Origin of the sequence: Variovorax sp. W2I14 (assembly GCF_050435205.1) — a bacterium.
GTDB classification, from domain to species: Bacteria; Pseudomonadota; Gammaproteobacteria; order Burkholderiales; family Burkholderiaceae_C; genus Variovorax; species Variovorax paradoxus_C.
On the sequence record NZ_JBNDJX010000001.1, the window covers coordinates 1946971 to 1964096 of the forward strand.

The 17126-nt window shown below is 69.8% G+C and carries 16 protein-coding genes; all 16 read left to right on the plus strand.

Translation table 11 applies throughout. The features are described from left to right. Positions 1–4 precede the first annotated feature (4 nt). The gene (locus QF040_RS09025; RefSeq protein ID WP_429610753.1) at positions 5–877 is read left to right on the plus strand and encodes a serine aminopeptidase domain-containing protein; all 873 of its coding nucleotides are present in this window, start codon (positions 5–7) and stop codon (positions 875–877) included. Further along, positions 870–1814 carry an alpha/beta fold hydrolase gene (locus QF040_RS09030; RefSeq protein ID WP_429610754.1) on the plus strand — a complete coding sequence of 315 codons (945 nt, stop codon included), beginning with the start codon at positions 870–872 and terminating at the stop codon, positions 1812–1814. Before QF040_RS09025 ends, QF040_RS09030 begins: the two co-directional genes overlap by 8 nt. A gap of 82 nt (positions 1815–1896) precedes the next feature. Continuing rightward, the gene (locus QF040_RS09035; RefSeq protein ID WP_429610755.1) at positions 1897–3153 is read left to right on the plus strand and encodes a polysaccharide biosynthesis/export family protein; all 1257 of its coding nucleotides are present in this window, start codon (positions 1897–1899) and stop codon (positions 3151–3153) included. 59 nt (positions 3154–3212) lie between these two features. Then, positions 3213–5489, plus strand: coding sequence for a polysaccharide biosynthesis tyrosine autokinase (locus QF040_RS09040; protein ID WP_429610756.1), 2277 nt, complete (start codon positions 3213–3215; stop codon positions 5487–5489). Continuing rightward, a complete protein-coding gene (locus tag QF040_RS09045; RefSeq protein WP_429610757.1) occupies positions 5486–6196 on the plus strand; it encodes a sugar transferase in 711 nt (236 codons plus the stop codon). The genes QF040_RS09040 and QF040_RS09045 overlap by 4 nt, the downstream gene beginning before the upstream one ends. A 63-nt stretch (positions 6197–6259) precedes the next feature. After that, the gene (locus QF040_RS09050; protein WP_429610758.1) at positions 6260–7240 is read left to right on the plus strand and encodes a GDP-L-fucose synthase family protein; all 981 of its coding nucleotides are present in this window, start codon (positions 6260–6262) and stop codon (positions 7238–7240) included. Positions 7241–7265: 25 nt separating this feature from the next. Next, positions 7266–8630: a hypothetical protein gene (locus tag QF040_RS09055; RefSeq protein WP_429610759.1), complete on the plus strand. Its 1365-nt coding sequence runs from the start codon at positions 7266–7268 to the stop codon at positions 8628–8630. Positions 8631–8653: 23 nt separating this feature from the next. Beyond that, positions 8654–9748: a glycosyltransferase gene (locus tag QF040_RS09060; RefSeq protein ID WP_429610760.1), complete on the plus strand. Its 1095-nt coding sequence runs from the start codon at positions 8654–8656 to the stop codon at positions 9746–9748. Further along, on the plus strand, positions 9745–10755 hold the full coding sequence (locus tag QF040_RS09065; RefSeq protein ID WP_429610761.1) for a hypothetical protein: 1011 nt from the start codon (positions 9745–9747) through the stop codon (positions 10753–10755). Before QF040_RS09060 ends, QF040_RS09065 begins: the two co-directional genes overlap by 4 nt. A gap of 29 nt (positions 10756–10784) precedes the next feature. Next, positions 10785–11738 carry a hypothetical protein gene (locus QF040_RS09070; protein WP_429610762.1) on the plus strand — a complete coding sequence of 318 codons (954 nt, stop codon included), beginning with the start codon at positions 10785–10787 and terminating at the stop codon, positions 11736–11738. Further along, the gene (locus tag QF040_RS09075) at positions 11735–12994 is read left to right on the plus strand and encodes a polysaccharide biosynthesis protein (protein WP_429610763.1); all 1260 of its coding nucleotides are present in this window, start codon (positions 11735–11737) and stop codon (positions 12992–12994) included. Before QF040_RS09070 ends, QF040_RS09075 begins: the two co-directional genes overlap by 4 nt. A 38-nt stretch (positions 12995–13032) precedes the next feature. Further along, positions 13033–14328: a glycosyltransferase WbuB gene (locus QF040_RS09080; protein ID WP_429610764.1), complete on the plus strand. Its 1296-nt coding sequence runs from the start codon at positions 13033–13035 to the stop codon at positions 14326–14328. Further along, positions 14325–15386, plus strand: a complete 1062-nt coding sequence (gene galE, locus QF040_RS09085; protein ID WP_429610765.1) for a UDP-glucose 4-epimerase GalE — start codon at positions 14325–14327, stop codon at positions 15384–15386. Before QF040_RS09080 ends, galE begins: the two co-directional genes overlap by 4 nt. Then, complete coding sequence (locus QF040_RS09090; RefSeq protein ID WP_429610766.1) at positions 15383–15562, plus strand: hypothetical protein; 180 nt, start codon at positions 15383–15385, stop codon at positions 15560–15562. Before galE ends, QF040_RS09090 begins: the two co-directional genes overlap by 4 nt. Positions 15563–15615: 53 nt before the next feature. Further along, positions 15616–16383 (plus strand): response regulator, encoded by a 768-nt coding sequence (locus QF040_RS09095; RefSeq protein WP_429614635.1) that lies wholly within the window; start codon positions 15616–15618, stop codon positions 16381–16383. 51 nt (positions 16384–16434) lie between these two features. Then, positions 16435–17118: a sensor histidine kinase gene (locus QF040_RS09100; RefSeq protein ID WP_429610767.1), complete on the plus strand. Its 684-nt coding sequence runs from the start codon at positions 16435–16437 to the stop codon at positions 17116–17118. Positions 17119–17126 lie beyond the last annotated feature (8 nt).

Genomic DNA, 17126 nt, shown 5'->3' on the forward strand with positions numbered 1-17126 from the left:
CGACATGGCCCAGCAAGCTACCGCCCCTCGCGCGGCGTCCACCTCCTGCCCGGGCTGCGCGCCGGCGCAGCCCCTCATGTTCGGCCCGGCCTCGCGCCAGCTCTTCGGCCTGTTCCATCCGGCGGACGAGGCGCGCACCGAAGACAGCGCGGTGCTCGTCTGCCCGCCGTTCGGACCGGAGGGCCTGCGCACCCACCGCTTCTTCAAGGTGCTGGCCGAACGCTTCGCGCGAGCCGGCATCCCCACGCTGCGCTTCGATTTCCACGGCACGGGCGATTCGCCCGGCGATGAGAGCCAGGGCGAACTCGACGGCTGGCGGCGCGACCTGTGCGCGGCCCACGAGGAACTGCGCCGGCGCGCACCGGGCAAGCGCATCGTCTGGGTCGGCGCGCGCCTGGGGGCCACGCTCGCGGTGCTGGCGGCGCGCAACGGACGCTGCGACCCGGTGCGCCTGGTGCTGTGGGAGCCGGTGATCGATGGGCGCCGCTACGCGCGCTTCCTGCGCGAGCAGCACGTGGCCGCGATCGATGCGAGCTTCTGCATTCCCGACCTCTCGTGGCGCCGCAGCCTCGGCCGCGATTCCGCCGCATTGCCCGAGGAGGCGCTGGGCGCCCTGCTCTCGCCGGCGCTGCGCGAGCAGCTGGGCGCGCTCACGCCGGACGCGCTGCCGCTCACCGCGCTGCACGACACGCTGGTGCTGACGCCGCCCGACGACATCCACACGCCGCAATGGGCGGCCGGGCAGCAGTCGCGCCACATGCCGGTGCGGCTCGCGTATTTCCAGCACCGGCTCGACTGGACGTCGGACCCCTATCCCAACAGCGCCATGGTTCCGTCCGACGCGCTCAACCGCCTGCAAGGGGCTCTCCATGAATGACGCAGCGCACCTCACGCCCATGACGCACATCCCGGTCCGCTTCGGGGCGGACAACGCGCTGGTCGGCATGGTCACGGCGCCCGCGGGCCAGGCGCCCGCCGCGGTGGCCTGCCTCATGTTCAACATGGGCGCCAACCACCGGGTCGGGCCGCGCCGCATCAACGTCAAGCTGGCACATGCGCTGGCGGCGCGCGGCGTGTCGAGCCTTCGCTTCGACCTGGGCGGCATCGGCGACAGCGATGCGCCGGCCGACGCCGCCGATATCTCGGTGCGGGCGCTGCGGGACCTGCAGGCCGGCATGGACCTGCTGCAGAACATGCGGGGCGTCGGACAGTTCGCGATCGTGGGCATGTGCTCGGGCGCGGAGCACGCCATGTCCATCGCCGCGGTCGATGCGCGCGTGATCGGGCTCTCGCTGTTCGACGGCTATGCCTTTCCGCAGCGGCGCACGCGCTGGGAGCGCACGCTGCGGCGCGCGCTGGCCGCGCCGGCGCACCCATCGTTCGCGGGCAAGACGCAGCGCTGGCTCAAGCGCCGGCTCCTTCGCAGCGAAGCGGCCAAGCCGATGCCGGGCTTTTTCACCGAGGAGGCATCGCTGGTGGAAACCCAGGCCTGGTTCGGCCGGACGATGGCGCTGCTGGCCGAGCGGCACGTCGCGCTGCAGCTCCTGTACTCGGGATCGCTGCATGTGTGCGACCGCGACCGCGACCAGCTCGGCCCCTTCCGCGGCGAACCGTTCGCACAGTCGCTGCACTACGAATTCATGCGCGAGGTCGACCACACGGTCTGCACGGCCAAGGGCCAGCAGCAGTACCTGCGCACCGTGGGCGACTGGGTCGCCGAGCGTTGTTTCGGCACCGGTACGGAACGGCGCGGCGCGAGCCGCCCGGCCGTGGGCATCGCCCGCCCCATGCCGGCCAAGTGGGCCGCGCCCTGACCTCATGAATCCCTCATGAACCCCTGACCTCATCGCACCGATCACCCCGATCACCCGATCCACACCAGCCAAGGAGAACCTCATGAACCGCACCGAACCAGCGAGTGCGCCGCAGGGCGCCCGCGTTCCGTTCCTCACCGGATCCGCAAGCCTCGGCGCCCGCGCCTCGTTCGCGGCGGCGCGGGTCCGATGGCTGGGGCTGTCGATGCTGGTGTCGCTCGGCCTGTGCGGCTGCGTGCCGGGCTTCGGCACGCCGGGCGTGCTGCGTTCGTCGGACGGCGCCGTCGGCACCGGCAAGGTGACGACGATCACGCCCGAGCTGATCCAGGCGCAGAACGCGCGCAACACCGGCCTGCCAGCCGAGGTGCAGGCGCTCTTCGGCCGCGCCAGGTCCTACACCATCGGGCCGGGCGACGTGGTGGGCGTCATCGTCTACGACCATCCCGAGCTGTTGCCCAATGCGGGCGCGGTGATCGCGCAGCAGAGCGACCCCACCGGCGTGACGGTGGCGCCCGGCTTCATCGTCGATGCCGCGGGCGAGATCAGCTTTCCCTACATCGGCCGCACGAAGCTGCAGGGCCTCACCGAGAGCGAGGCCTCGGAGCTGATCGCGCGGCGCATCCGCGGCTTCGTGAAGGCGCCGCAGGTCAGCGTGCGCATCCAGTCGTTCCGCAGCCAGCGCGCCTACGTGGAGGGCGAGGTGCGCGCGCCCGGGCTGCAGATCTTCACCGACGTGCCGATGACGCTTTCGGAAGCGCTCAACCGCGCCGGCAGCATCACCGCCGCGGGCGACCGCTCGCAGGTGCTGCTCACCCGCGGCGACCGCACGGTGGCGATCGACCTGCTGGCGCTCAAGCGCTACGGCGCGGACGCCAACAACATCCCGCTGCGCAACGGCGACGTGGTGTACGTGGGCGCCCGCGACGACAGCCGGGTCTACGTGATGGGCGAGATCCTGCGGCCCTCGGCGCTCCTGATGCGCAACGGCCGAATGAGCCTGAACGAGGCGCTCGGCGATGCGGGCGGGCCCGACCTGCTCTCGTCCGACCCGGGGCAGATCTACGTGATCCGGAACGCCCGGCGTGCCGACAGCGCGCTCGATGGCGCCGACGCGACCGGCACGTCCGGCCTCTCCAGCACGTCCGACGGGCCGGAGATCTTCAACATCAACGCGAAGAACCCCGCCTCCCTCGCGCTGGCCGACCGCTTCGAGCTGAAGCCGCGCGACGTGGTCTACGTGGACCGCGTGCCGCTGGTCTCGTGGAACCGGGTCGCGAGCCTGATCCTGCCGGCCGCCCAGGTCGTGAACCTCACGCGCGACACAGCGCGCAGCAGGTAGGCCGCCGCGCCCGCCGCCTCTCCCACCCGCACACCCGCACACGGAAAGAAGGTGACCCCATGAACGCTCGCTGGTACCCCCCGCTTCCCGCCCCTCTGGGCGCGGAACCCGACCGGCCCCGCTCGGGACCGAGGGAATACATCGACATCCTGCTCGACCACCGATGGCTGATTGCCGCGATCACCGCCGCGGCGCTGGTGGTAGGCGCGTGTTACGCGCTCTTCGGGCCGCGGGTGTACGAGGCGAACGTGCTGATCCAGGTGGAGGACGCCGACCGCTCCTCCACGCCCGGCGACGCCGCGGTCAACGGCGTGAGCGTGAAGACGCCCACATCGGGCGAGGCCGAGATCCTGAAATCGCGCATGGTGCTCGGCCAGGCGATCGAGAACACCCGCCTCTTCATCGAGGCGCAGCCGCACTACCTGCCGCTGGTGGGCGACTTCATCGCCCGGCATTCGACCGGACTCTCGAACCCCGGCTTCCTCGGCCTGGGCGACTGGGTGACCGGCACCGAGCGGATCGCGGTCGCGCAGATGGACGTGCCGCCGGCGTTCGAGGGCAAGCGCTTCCTGCTCACCGCGGGCGAGAACGCCAGCTACACGCTCACGCACCCGGACCTCCCCACGCCGCTGCAGGGACGCGTGGGCGTGCCGCTCGAAGCCTCGGTGCCGGGCGGTGCAATCCGCCTGCTGGTGGGCTCGTTCGAGGCCCGGCCCGGCGGCGCCTTCGAGCTCACCCGCCGCTCCAGGCAGCTCGTGCTGCTGGAGCTGCAGAACGACCTGCGCGTGATCGAGAAAGGCAAGCAGTCCGGCGTGATGGACGTGAGCTGGCAGACCGGCAACCGGACGCAGCTGACCGACCTGCTCAACGAGGTGTCGCGCCTCTATGTGCGGCAGAACATCGACCAGAAGACGGCGCAGGCCGAGCGCACGCTCGACTTCCTGGGCACCGAACTGCCGAAGTTCAGGCAGCAGCTGGAGCAGTCCGAGGACGTCTACAACCAGTACCGCAACCAGAACGGAACCATCAGCCTGGACGACGAGGCCCGCAACGCCCTCGCGCAGAACCTCGACCTGCAGTCCAAGCTCTTCGATGCGCGCCTGAAACGACTGGACCTCATGAGCCGCTTCACCGCCCAGCATCCGGTGGTGATGACGCTGGATGCGCAGATCGCCTCGCTGCGCAGAGAACTCGGCACGGTCGACAGCCGCATCCGCCGCATGCCGATGCTGCAGCAGAACTCGGTGCGCATGCAGCGCGACATCAAGGTCAACACCGACCTGTATGCGTCGCTGCTGAACAGTTCGCTGCAGATGCGGCTGGCCCGCGAAGGCAAGATCGGCAACGTCCGCGTGCTCGACCCCGCGCTGCTGCCCGAGAAGCCGGTGCGGCCCAAGGCGGCCATCGTGATGGCGCTCGCGCTGGTGGCGGGCCTGTTCCTCGGCGCGGCCACCGCGATCCTGCGCAAGACGCTCAAGCGCACGGTCGCGAGCCCCGAAGAGATCGAGGCGCACACCGGCCTGGACGTGTACAGCACGATCGCGCTCAGCCTGCAGCAGGCCCGGCTCGACCGTGCCATCCGCCAGGGAAAGCCGGGCGTGAAGGTGCTTGCGGCGCTGCATCCGGAAGATGCGGCGCTGGAGGGTGTGCGCCGGCTGCGCACCACGCTGCGCTTCACGATGCTCGGGGCGCCGAACAACCGCATCCTGCTGACCAGCGCCACGCCGGGCGCGGGCAAGACCTTCGTCTCGGCGAACCTCGCCGCCATGCTGGCGGCCTCCGGCAAGCGCGTGCTGCTGGTCGATGCCGACGTGCGCCGCGGCAGCCTCGCGGCCCAGTTCGGGCTGCCGCACGACAAGGGCCTCGCGGAGCTCATCGCCGGCAGCGCGACGCTCTCGCAGGCCACGCATGCGCAGGTGCTGCCGCACCTGGACGTGATCACCGGCGGCACGCTGCCGCAAGACCCGGCCACGGCCCTCGCGGGCGATGCGTTCACGCAATTGCTCGCCACGCTTTCGGCGCGCTACGACATCGTGCTCATCGATGCGCCCCCCATCCTGTGGGCGACCGAAACCGTGGCGATGGCATCGGCCATGGGCACGCTGCTGCTCCTGGCCCGCGCGGGCGACAGCCAGCTGGGCGACCTGATGGAAAGCGCCAAGCGGCTTGCGCACGTGGGTGCGTCGTTCCACGGCGTCGTGCTCAACGGGCTGGACGCGCGGCAGCACCGCTACGGCAGCCACGGCTACGGGTATGGCGTCTACCGATTCCGCCCGCAGGCCTATCCGGCCCTCGGCCACACCCGCCGGCCCGAGCCGGAGCACGCCGCATCATGAACACGCTGCACTCCGGAACGCAGGGGAGCGGCGCGCCCGCGGCCGCGCCGCCGGGCGCCCATGCCGGCGGGGCGGCGCCGCTGGGCGGCTCGCGGCTGCTGCGCGGCAGCAAGCGCGCGGTGGACATCCTCATGGCGGGCACCTTCTTCGTGTGCTTCGGCTGGGCCTATGCGCTCATCTGGGCGGGCGTGCTGCTCACCTCGGGCAGCCCGGCCATCTACATGCAGCCGCGCTACGGCCGCAACGGCAAGGTGTTCCGCTTCTACAAGTTCCGCACCATGGTGCCGGACGCCGATGCGGTGCTGGCGCGGCACCTGCGCGAGAACGAGGACGCGCGGCGCGAGTGGCACAAGTTCCAGAAGCTCGAGCACGACCCGCGCATCACCCGCCTGGGCGCGTTCCTGCGCAAGTACAGCATCGACGAGTTCCCGCAGTTCTGGAACGTGCTCAAGGGCGACATGAGCATGGTCGGCCCGCGCCCCTGCATGTTCGCGCAGAAGGGCCTGTACGGGCCGTACTGGCACCACTACTGCGCGGTGCGCCCCGGCATCACCGGCCTCTGGCAGATCAGCGGACGCAACGAGGTGAGCTACCGCCGCCGCGCGGCGATGGACGCCGAGTACGTGGCCACGCTGTCGGTGCTGGGCGACATGGCGATCGTGCTGAAGACCTTCGGCGTCGTCGCGGGAGCGCGCGGCTCGCGCTGAGCCGGCCCCGTCATCTTTTTTTCCTCTCCTCCGATTCATCAACTCCTTCACCGAAAGAACGATATGCGTATCTATGTTGCAGGTCATCGCGGGATGGTGGGCCAGACGCTCACGAGGCGGCTGGTCGAACTCGGCCACGAGGTGGTGACGCGATCGCGCGCGGAACTCGATCTGCTGGACCAGGCGGCGGTCGCGCGCTTCTTCGCGACCGAGCGCATCGACCAGGTCTACGTGGCGGCCGCCAAGGTCGGCGGCATCCACGCCAACATGACCTACCCCGCGCAGTTCATCTACGAGAACCTGCTGATCGCGGCCAACATCACGCACCAGGCCTTCGTCTCGGACGTGAAGCGGCTGCTGTTCCTTGGCTCCAGCTGCATCTACCCGCGGCTGGCCGACCAGCCGATCCGCGAGGACGCGCTGCTCACCGGCAAGCTGGAGCCCACCAACGAGCCCTATGCGATCGCCAAGATTGCGGGCATCAAGCTCTGCGAAAGCTACAACCGGCAGTACGGCGCCACCCACGGCATCGACTACCGCAGCGTGATGCCGAGCAACCTCTACGGCCCCGGCGACAACTACCACCTGGAGAACAGCCATGTGGTGCCCGCGCTGATCCAGCGCTTCCACCTCGCCAAGATCAGCCGCGCGCCGAGCGTGCTGATCTGGGGCAGCGGCCGCGCGCGGCGCGAGTTCCTGTATGTGGACGACATGGTCGAGGGGTGCCTCGATGTGATGAACCTGCCGCGCGCGGCCTACGACCAGCACACCGACCCGATGCGCGGCCACATCAACCTGGGCACCGGCGAGGACGTGTCGATCGCCGAGCTGGTCGAGCAGATCCGCGAGACGGTGGGCTACGAGGGCAGCATCCGCTACGACCTCGCGCAGCCCGACGGCGCGCCGCGCAAGCTGCTGGACGTGTCGCGCGCCGCCACCTTCGGCTGGCGCGCCACGGTGCCGCTGGCCGAGGGCCTGCGCCGCACCTACGCGGACTACCAGGTGGCCACGCGGCCCGTCGACGCGGTCGCCGAGCACGCCTGACGCGCCCACACGGAAAAAGGCTGCCATGAGAACCCTCACCTTCTGGTGCGGCATCGCCGCTGCCCTGCTCTGCGGGCTGGTCGACCCGGTCTGGGGCTACTGGGCCGTGTTCGTGCTGGCGGCGGTGCAGCTGTCGATGCTCGGCGCGGCGGGCGACAGCGTGTTCCTGCTCATCCACTACACGGTGGTTCTCATCTACTTCTCGCTCGCCCCGGCGATGCAGATCGCCGCGGACGTCGACTTCTGGGAAGTGGGCATCCTCGGCAGCGCGGCACACACGCAGGCGTTGATGCTGCTCCTGCTGTACATGGCCGGCGTGGAGGCCGCGCGGCTGGGCATGCCCGCGCAGCCGCCGGCGCGGGCGCTGCGCGGTGCCGATCGCGGCGCGGGCGTGGCCCATCCTTTTCTGCTGCTTTTGAGCTGCTCGCTCGCGGCGTTCGCGGCGCTCTTCATCCGGCCCGACCTCAACTTCGTGGCGCGCGGCGTGGTCTCGGAAGACGACAACCTGCCGATCGACTTCATCGTCTATTCCACGATTCCCAAGCTGGTGGTGCTGATGTGCTTCGTGGCGCTGGCGATCCACGCGGTGCGCCAGCGCACGCTGGGCGCCTGGTGCGCGGCGGGCTTCGCATTCGCGCTGGCCGCCCTCGCCGCGAACCCGGTCAACACGGCGCGCCAGATCATCCTCATCGGGCTCTTGCCGCTGCTTGTCCATGCCATGGCGCGCAGCCACCGCTGGACGCTGGCGGCGGTGCTCTTCGGCGCCATCGCGGGCCTGGGCCCGGTGCTGAACCTGATCTCGCGCGACGCCTTGTGGGGCGCGGGGCTGGAGTCGTTTCCGTTCAGCCAGGACTTCGATGCGATGTTCGTCATTGCGGGCCTCCTGGAGCGCGCGCCCTCGCCCGACGCCGGCCTCGGGCGCTATCTGCTGTCGGCCGTGTCGTTCTTCCTGCCGCGCGACCTGAAGATGTTTCCCGGCTACGACCCGCTCGGCTGGTCGGCGGTGGCCGCCAATTTCTCGCAGAGCAACCTGTCGCTGCCGCCGTTCGCCACCGCGTACTTCGACTTCGGGCTGCTGGGGCCGGCGCTGCTGGGCTTCGCGATCTCGGCGGGCTTTCGCTGGGTCGACCGCATCGTCGATCCGCACCGCGCGCTGACCGCCACCTACCTGTGCGCGCTGGTGATGCTGGCGGCCTACGTGCCGTTCATGCGCGGCCCGATCCTCGGCTGGGGGCCGTTCGCGGCCTCGGGGCTGATCGCGGCGCTGGTCGCGGGCAGCCTGAGTTCGTGGTTCCGGCGCACGGTGCGCGTACCGGAGCGCGATCGGGTGCGCGAACCGGGCGCGGAGCCGACGCTCGATGCGGCGCGCGCCGGCGCGCCCGCCGCGTGAAAGACGGAGAAGGAAAAGCGCCCATGGCCACCTATCTCTTCTACGACACCATCCGGCTGAACCGGTCGGCGGGCGGCGTGCTCAACGTGTCCGAGGTGCTCTTGCGCAGCATGCGCCTGTCGCCCGACGACCAGGTGCAGCCGGTGAGCGAGCGCCATCCGCTCGTCTACGCGGCCGCGCGCCGGCTGCGCATCAGCCGCTTCGTGCTGGACATCCTGCTCTACAACTTCCACCGCGTGCGCGCATGGTTCTCGGGCGAGCGGATGTTCTCGCTCTTCCCGAACTACTTCCTGCCGTTCTCCCCTTTCGGGCGTCACACCGATTCGATCGTGGTGGTGCACGACCTGCAGTACAAGTCGTACCCCCAGTACTTCACGCCGGCCAAGCGCCTGTGGCTCGACTGGAACCTGCGCCGCCTTGCACGCAGCGCGGCCGACGTGGTGTTCATCAGCAGGAGCAGCCAGGAAGATTTCGAGCGGCATTTCGCGCGCTGCGCACGACCCGTGGTGATCTTCAATCCGGTGGATGCGGGAGCGGGCGGCCGCAGCCGCGAGACCACGGCCGACGGCAGCCGCGCGCAAGGCGACCGCTATCTGATCGCGGCCTACCACTACTACCCGCACAAGAACTTCGGCGGCATCCTGAAGCTGTTCGAGCGCATGAAGCGCGAAGGCCTGGTCGACCACCTCGACATCACCGGCAACGGCGCGACCGAGATCGAACGGATGATCGCCGCCCAGGCGCCGGCCCTGCGGGGCAGCGTGCGGCACCGCGGACTGGTTCCGCGCGACGAATTGTTCCGGCTGTACCGCGGGGCGACGGCGTTCATCTCGCTGTCCACCTCGGAGGGCTTCAACCTCTCGGCGGCCGAGGCGGCCACGCTGGGCGTTCCGCTGCTGCTCTCGGACATTCCGGTGCACCGGGAGCTGTTCTCCGGCTACGCCTTCTTCATCGGCAGCGAGCGCTGCGACCTCGCACCGGTCGGGCGCTACCTTGCCGACCACCAGCGCACGCGCCCGACCTGGCAGCACTCGCGCGACTGCGTGCCGAGCGCGGTGGCCGCAAGCTACTTCACGCTGAAGCGCCGGCCCGCTCCGTTGACGGAGGCGATGCAATGACGAAGCGCGCGCATCACGGGCGCATTCCCGCCCTGCTTCACCGGCTCGCCGCCGTCGCGCTCGCGATGGCCACATGGTCGTGGCACATGCCAGCGCAGGCCGGAGCGTCCAAGGTCCAGCCCGCCCGAGCTGCCGAATCCGACAAGGCCGGCCCGCCCGCCCCGAGCTTCGGCGTGATGGTGCATTACCTGCCCGACAAGCAGTCCGCCGGCGAACTGGCGCGCTTCGATGCCGAGGCGCTGGCGGACTCGCTCGCCGAGATGCGCGCGAGCTACCTCATCCTCACGCTCGGGCAGAACAACGGCCAGTACATCGCGCCGAATGCCGCGCTGGAGACGCTGTGCCCGCGCAGCGCCAGGAACCGCGCGCCGCGCGACCTGCCGCTGGCGATCGGCCGCGCGCTGCAGCGCCGGGACATCGCGCTCATCCTGTACCTGCCGTTCCGCGCGCCACAAGCGGACCCGTACCTCATGGAATGCCTGGGCGATGTCTCGGAGCAACTGCCGCCGCCGCCGCGCTTCATCGCCGCCTGGTCGGCGGTGATCAAGGACTGGTCGGACCACTACGGCCCGCTCGCCACCGGCTGGTGGTTCGACGGCGTCTACAACACCACCGGCATGACGGCGGACGACTGGGGCAAGCTGTGCGCGGCTGCCCGCAGCGGCGCATCGAACCGATGGCTGGCCTTCAACGCCGGCGAAGGGCAGGCGCGCTTCAGCGTCAAGAGCGCGCCCTGCCAGAACCTCATGGCGGGCGAGTACCTGCAGCCCACCGCGCGCCTGGTGTCGCCGCCGTCCGAGCTGAGGCTGCATGTGCTCACGCCGCTGGGCACGCACTGGGGCCGGCCGAGCACGGCGCGCTTCTCGGCCGCGCAACTGCGCGGCTGGATCGGCGACGCGACCGCCGCCGGAGGAATGCTCACGCTGGACCTGCCGCTGGACAGCAACTTCCATTTCCTGCCCGCGCATGTGGCCCTGGTGCGCAGCGCCACCGCGCCGCGGCCCTGAACACCCCGTTCGACAACCACCGCCCCGCCATGAACAACACCCTTGCCTTCATCGTCGTGGAAGACCGCCAGAACGACACGCTGCGCCTGTGCCGCGAGGCGGCCCTGCATGCGGACGAACGCCTGCTCGTGCTGGGCGACACCGAGGCCGGCTATGCGTACAAGCACTTCTGCCAGGCCTACGTGCACCTGTCGAGCAACACGCCCGAGTTCGAGAAGATCTGCTTTCGGCGCTACTTCATCCTGGCCGGCTACCTGGCGGCGCATCCCGAGTGCCGCGAATTCGTGCTGATCGACAGCGACGTGCTGCTGTTCCGCGGTGCCGGCGCGCACATCGCGAAGCTGGTGGAAGGTGCCGGATTCTCGGGCTCCTTCATCCGGCCAACCGACGGCTGGAACCCCTGCCAGATCTCGCCGCACGTGAGCTACTGGAAGGCGACGGCGCTGCACGATTTCGTCGCCTGCCTCATCGAGACCTACACCACGCCGACGGGCCTGCAGCAGCTGCGCGACATTGCCGAGCGCTTCGCGGCGCGCGGCGTGCGCGGCGGCGTCTCGGACATGACGCTGCTCTACCTGTGGGCGCAGGCCACGGGCAACGCCGCGCCGATCAACCGGGTGTTCGAGGGCCAGGTGATCGACCACAACATCAATGGCGGAACCAACCATGTCGCGCACGAGTTCCGCGTTCGCGGCGGCGCCAAGCGCCTCGCGTTCGTCGACGGCCGGCCTTGCTTCGAGACGCCGGCCGGCGATGCGGTGCGCGTGCTCGCGCTGCATTTCCAGGGCTCCGCCAAGCGCGCGATGCGGCTCGCGCTGCATGGCCGGCTGCGCAGCGTCGCGGCGCTGATGTGGGCGCTGCAGTTGGCGCGCCGAGCGAAGAACGCCGCCTTCGGCCTCGCGATGCGTGCCCGGCGCATCGCGGATGCGCCCCGCTTCGCCGCCGCGCCGGCCGAGTTCCCCGCGGACCGGAACGCACCATGAAGCCGTCCGCCGGAGCCTCGTTCGCATTGCCGGGCGCCCGCATCGCGCGGCGCCTGGGGCTGGATGCGCTCGCCTCGCGGCTCTATGTGTACCTGTCGGGGTTTCTTGCGATCTTTCTCATGGCGGCCCAGGTCGCGCCCGCGCGCTTCGGCGAGTACTCGATCTACCAGTCGGTGCTCGAAGTGGCGCTGGTGGTGGGAACGCTGGGAAGCGCGTTGCTGTTCTCCCGCAACGCCGCGAAGGTTCCGCCCGCCGTGACGCGCGGCGACATGGTGCGCACGCTGGCCATCGGGCTGCCGCTCGCCCTCGCGCTCGCGGCCGTCATCGTGAGCGCGCAACGGTTGCCGGTGACGGGCCTGCCCTTCGCGATGATCGCGGCGACGCTCGCGGTGTTTGCGTTCAACAGCCTGCGCCTGTCGTACAGCCGGGGGCTGGGCATTGCGGGGCTGCTCAACCTGGAGTCGGGCCTGCGCTCGACGCTGCTGGTGCTGGGCGTGGCCGCGCTCGCCGCATTCCACGCCGAGATCGGCGTGGCGCAGTTGCTGGCGATCAACCTCGTGGCCTTCGTGCTCGTGGCCGCGGCCATCGGCCTGCCGATGAACGGCCCGGCGCCGCCGGCCGGAAAGCCCGTGCTCGATCTCCCCTCGCAAGCCCATGCCACGGTGTATGCGCTGCTCACTTTCCTGCTGCGCAAGTCGGACCTGCTGGTCGTCGCCCTCTTCATGCCGCTGGGCTATGTGGGCGCGTTCAAGCTGGCCTTCCTGCTGGCCGAAGCGCCCTCGCAGTTCGTGCAGGCCTTCCTGGTCACCAAGACGCCGGCCATGCTGAACGCGACCTCGGGCGATGCGGCCGCCGCCGCGACGCAGCGGCTCGCGCGGCATTCGTTCCTGCTCGGCTGCGTGCTCTTCGCGCTGCTCGCGGCCGTGCTGGCAGTGGCCGCGCCGCTGCTGAAGGTCGGCGGCGAGGCGCTGGGCATCTTCGTGTGCATCGCGCCCTACTTCCTGCTGCGCACCTACACCGTCCACCACGAGATGGTGCTGGCGCTCAACACGCCGGTGGGCTTGCTCGGGCGCTGGGCGCTGCTGGAGGTGGCGCTGCGCATGGCTTCCTACGGCGCCGTGATCGCGCTCTTTCCCGGCCGGCCGCACTACGTGTTCTTCGCCGCCTTTTTCTCCGACCTGCTGCTGTACGAACTGCGCATGCGCGCGCTGTTCGGCTTCTTTCCGTTGCTTCGCCTGGTGCGCCAGGCCCATTGAGAACCGCCAAGAACCACAAAGACCACTGAAAGGCGCCCGTGAAAATCCTGCTGTATTCGATGAACTTCATGCCCGAGCTCGCGGGCATCGGCAAGTACTCCGGCGAGATGGCCGAATGGCTCGCGGGCCAGGGCCACGAGGTGCGCGTGATCGCGGCGCCGCCTTCCTTTCCGCAATGGAAGGTGTTCGAAGGGCACTCGGCCTGGGCCTACCGCAAGAGCGACATCAACGGCGTCACCGTGTGGCGCGCGCCGACCTGGGTGCCCGCACGGCCGCGCACGCTGGGCCGCATGGCGCACCTGTTCTCCTTCATGCTGTCGAGCATGCCGCTGCTGCTGGCGCAGGCGCGCTGGAAGCCCGATCTCGTCTTCGTGGTGGAGCCGCCGCTGTTCTGCGCGCCCGCGGTGCTGTTCTTCTCGAAGCTGCTGGGCATCAAGTCGTGGCTGCACATCCAGGACTACGAGGTCGATGCGGCCTTCGGCCTGGGCTGGGTGCGCGGCGCGGGCGTGCGGCGCTTTGCGCTGTCGCTGGAACGCTGGCTGCTCACCCGGTTCAATCGCGTCTCGACCATCTCGGGCGCCATGGTCGAGAAGGCCCGGGGCAAGGGCATCGAGGAAGCCCGGCTGGTGCTGTTTCCGAACTGGGTGGACGTTTCGGCGATCCGCCCCGGCGCCGCATCCGGGGAAAGTCCTGAAGGCACGGAGGTTCGCGGCTACAGGGCCGAGCTGGGCATTCCGGCCGACGCGGTGGTCGTGCTCTATGCGGGCAGCCTCGGCTCCAAGCAGGGCATCGAGCTGCTGGGCGAAGCCGCGCAATTGCTGGCGCATGCGCGCAGCATCCATTTCGTGATCTGCGGCAACGGGCCGAGCCGCGGCCCGCTGATGTCGGCCTGCATCCGCCTTCGCAACGTGCATTTCCTGGACCTGCAGCCGGCCGAGCGGCTCAACGAGCTGCTGGGCATGGCCGACATCCATGTGCTGCCGCAGCGCGCCGATGCCGCGGATCTCGTCATGCCTTCCAAGCTCGCCGGCATGCTGGCGAGCGGCAAGGCGGTGATCGTGACCGCGAACCCGGGCACCGAGCTCAGCCGCGTGATGACGGACCGCGGCATCGTGGTGGCGCCGGGGGATGCGGCCGTGCTGGCCGACGCCATCGAGCAGCTGGCGCTGTCGCCCTCGGTGCGCGAGGCGCTGGGCGCCGCGGGCCGGGCGTTCGCCGAATCGGAGCTCGACCAGCACGCGATCTTGTCGCGCTTCGAGCAAGAGATGTTTCGCTGCGTCGCCGGCACCGAAGCCGTGGCCGTCACCCCTTCTTCGCTGGGAGCCAAGGGATGAGCCACCCCAAGATCCTGGTGACCGGCGGCGCGGGCTTCATCGGCAGCCACGTGTGCGTGACGCTGATCGAGGCCGGCTTTCGGCCGGTGGTGCTGGACACGCTGGTCAACAGCGACCCGCGCTCGCTGCAGCGCGTGGCGAACATCACCGGCGTGGAGCCGCCGCTGGTGCGCGGCGACGTGCGCGATGCGGTGGCGCTGGACCGCGCATTCGCCGAGCACGGCGTCGACGCGGTGATGCATCTCGCAGGGCTGAAGGCGGTCGGCCAGTCGGTGAGCGATTCGATCGGCTACTACGACGTCAACGTGGCGGGCAGCCTCGCGCTGATCCGCGCCATGGAACGGGCGGGGGTGCGCACGCTGATCTTCTCGTCCTCGGCCACCGTCTACGGCGACAACCAGCACTCGCCCATCCGGGAGAGCGCGACCTATGCGGCCGTCAACCCTTATGGGCGCACCAAGGAGATGGTCGAGCGCATGGCCGCGGACCTCACCCGGGCCGACCAGCGCTGGGGCATCGCATGCCTGCGCTTCTTCAATCCCATCGGCGCGCACGAGAGCGGCCTCCTGGGCGAGCATCCGCACGGTCCGCCCGACAACCTGCTGCCGTACGTCGCGCAGGTTGCGGTGGGCGGGCGCGGGCATGTGGTGGTGCACGGCAACGACTACGAGACACCCGACGGCACCGGCGTGCGCGACTACGTGCACGTGATGGACGTGGCCGAGGGCCACCTGGCGGCGCTGCGGTACGCGGGCGCCCACCGGGGGCTCCTCACGGTCAACCTGGGCACAGGCCGCGGCGCGTCGGTGCTGGAGGTGATCGCCGCGTTCGAGCGGGCCGCGGGCCGGGAGATCCCGGTGCACATCGGGCCGCGCCGTCCCGGCGATGCCGCCGCCTACTGGGCGGACGTGCAGCACGCCCGCGACCGGCTCGGCTGGCACGCCCGCCGCAACCTGGACCAGATGTGCGCGGACTGCTGGCGCTGGCAGCTCGCGAACCCGCGCGGCTTCGACGACCCGTCCCCCGAGCTCACCGCAAAAAGACTGGCGGCCGCATGACCGCCCGCACCGCCTCCGGAAAAGCCAGAACAGCGTGCACCGACTTGGTTCCACGCTGGACGGTGTACGCCAAAGGGCGAGTGAACCAAAGCGCCATTCCCAGCCAAAAAGAGATGCCTTGTTATCTTTTTGTTGCTAAAACAATCGTTTGCCAACTCACCAACCTGGGGCATTGACAATGTTTGATAACAGTTCGCTTCCAATTTCCAGTGAGAAACCCCCTATGGCGATGGCCGATCGCCGCTCGGGATACGCCGCGGGCGTCTGCGTGCCCACGCCGATGCCATGGCCGGATTTCCTCACCGGCCAGGAAACCGCACCGGTGCGGGTGCTGCTGATCGACGACGACGAGTTCGTGCGCCGCGTCATCGCCCAGGAATTGCTGTCGGACATGCGCATCCAGCTCGAAGGCCAGGCCGACAGCATCCGCGAGGGGCGCAAGCTGCTGGCCCGGCACGAGTTCGACGTGCTGATGGTCGACCTGCGGCTGAGCGACGGCATGGGGTTCGAGTTGATCAGCGAAGCGCGCAACCACCAGAGCAACGGCGAGATCATCGTGATCTCGGCACTCGAGGACGACTCGCACGTGCTGCGCGCCTTCGAGCTCGGCGCCACGGGCTACCTGCTCAAGAACGCGTGGCTCCAGAGTTTTGCCGAGGCAGTGCTGCACGTGGTGAACGGCGGCGCCGCCATCACGCCCCGGCTCGCGCGACGGTTGCTGCACCGGCTCAACAACAACCATCGTCACGCTCATCAGGATGATTCCGCCGGCAACGCGCCGCCGCCGCACCAGCCCGGGCGCGACGCGACGCTCACGCCGCGCGAAAGCGAGATCCTGCGCTTCGTGGCCTGCGGCTACGTGTCGGCCGAAATCGGCGAGCGGCTCGGCATCACCTGGCAGACGGTCAACGTGCACATCAAGAGCATCTACAAGAAGCTGCATGTGCATTCGCGCGCGCAGGCCGTGAACTTCGCCGTTCACACCGGCCTCATCTGAGCGGCGGGACCTGGCACGCCGCCCCCTCCGATTCGAAACGGGAGTTTCCTCATGCCATCCGAAGCATATGACCCGGTCCTCTCGGCCACGCTGGCCGAACGGCAGCGGATTGCCAACGACCTGCACGACGGCGTTGCCTCGCGCCTGATGATGCTGCTGGCCAGCCTTCCTCCTCACGGCCATGCGAACAGGCAGATCGCGCACGGCCTGCAGGAATGCCTGCTCGAGTTGCAGATGACCGTGGACGGGCTCAGCGCCGAATGCATGTCGCTCGGCGAAATGCTGGGCAACCTGCGCTACCGCTTCGAGCCGGCCTTCAGGCGCAGCGGCATCGCGTTCCAGTGGCAGGTGTCGGACGTCCCTTCCGCGGCAAGAGACGACGACTGCCGCACGAACCACGAACTCTGCAAGATCGTGCAGGAGGCGCTTGCCAATGCGCTGCGCCACTCCGGCGCCCGCCACGTGCACGTGCGGCTCGCCACGGACGACGCGGACGGCATGCTCGCGCTGGAGGTGAGGGACGACGGCCGCGGGCTGCCCGGCCCCGGCCGGCACGAACCCGGCGCGGCGCGCCCCAAGGCCGGAGGGCTGCGCAACATGCGCGCGCGCGCCGAAGCCATTGGCGCCGGCATCAGCATCGCGAACCTGTCGCCGCGCGGCTTGCGGGTGAGCGTGACCCTGCCGCTCGAACGCATGCCGCCCGCTGCCGAAGCTGCCCTGGCGTCGCCCCGGTAGCGCACGGC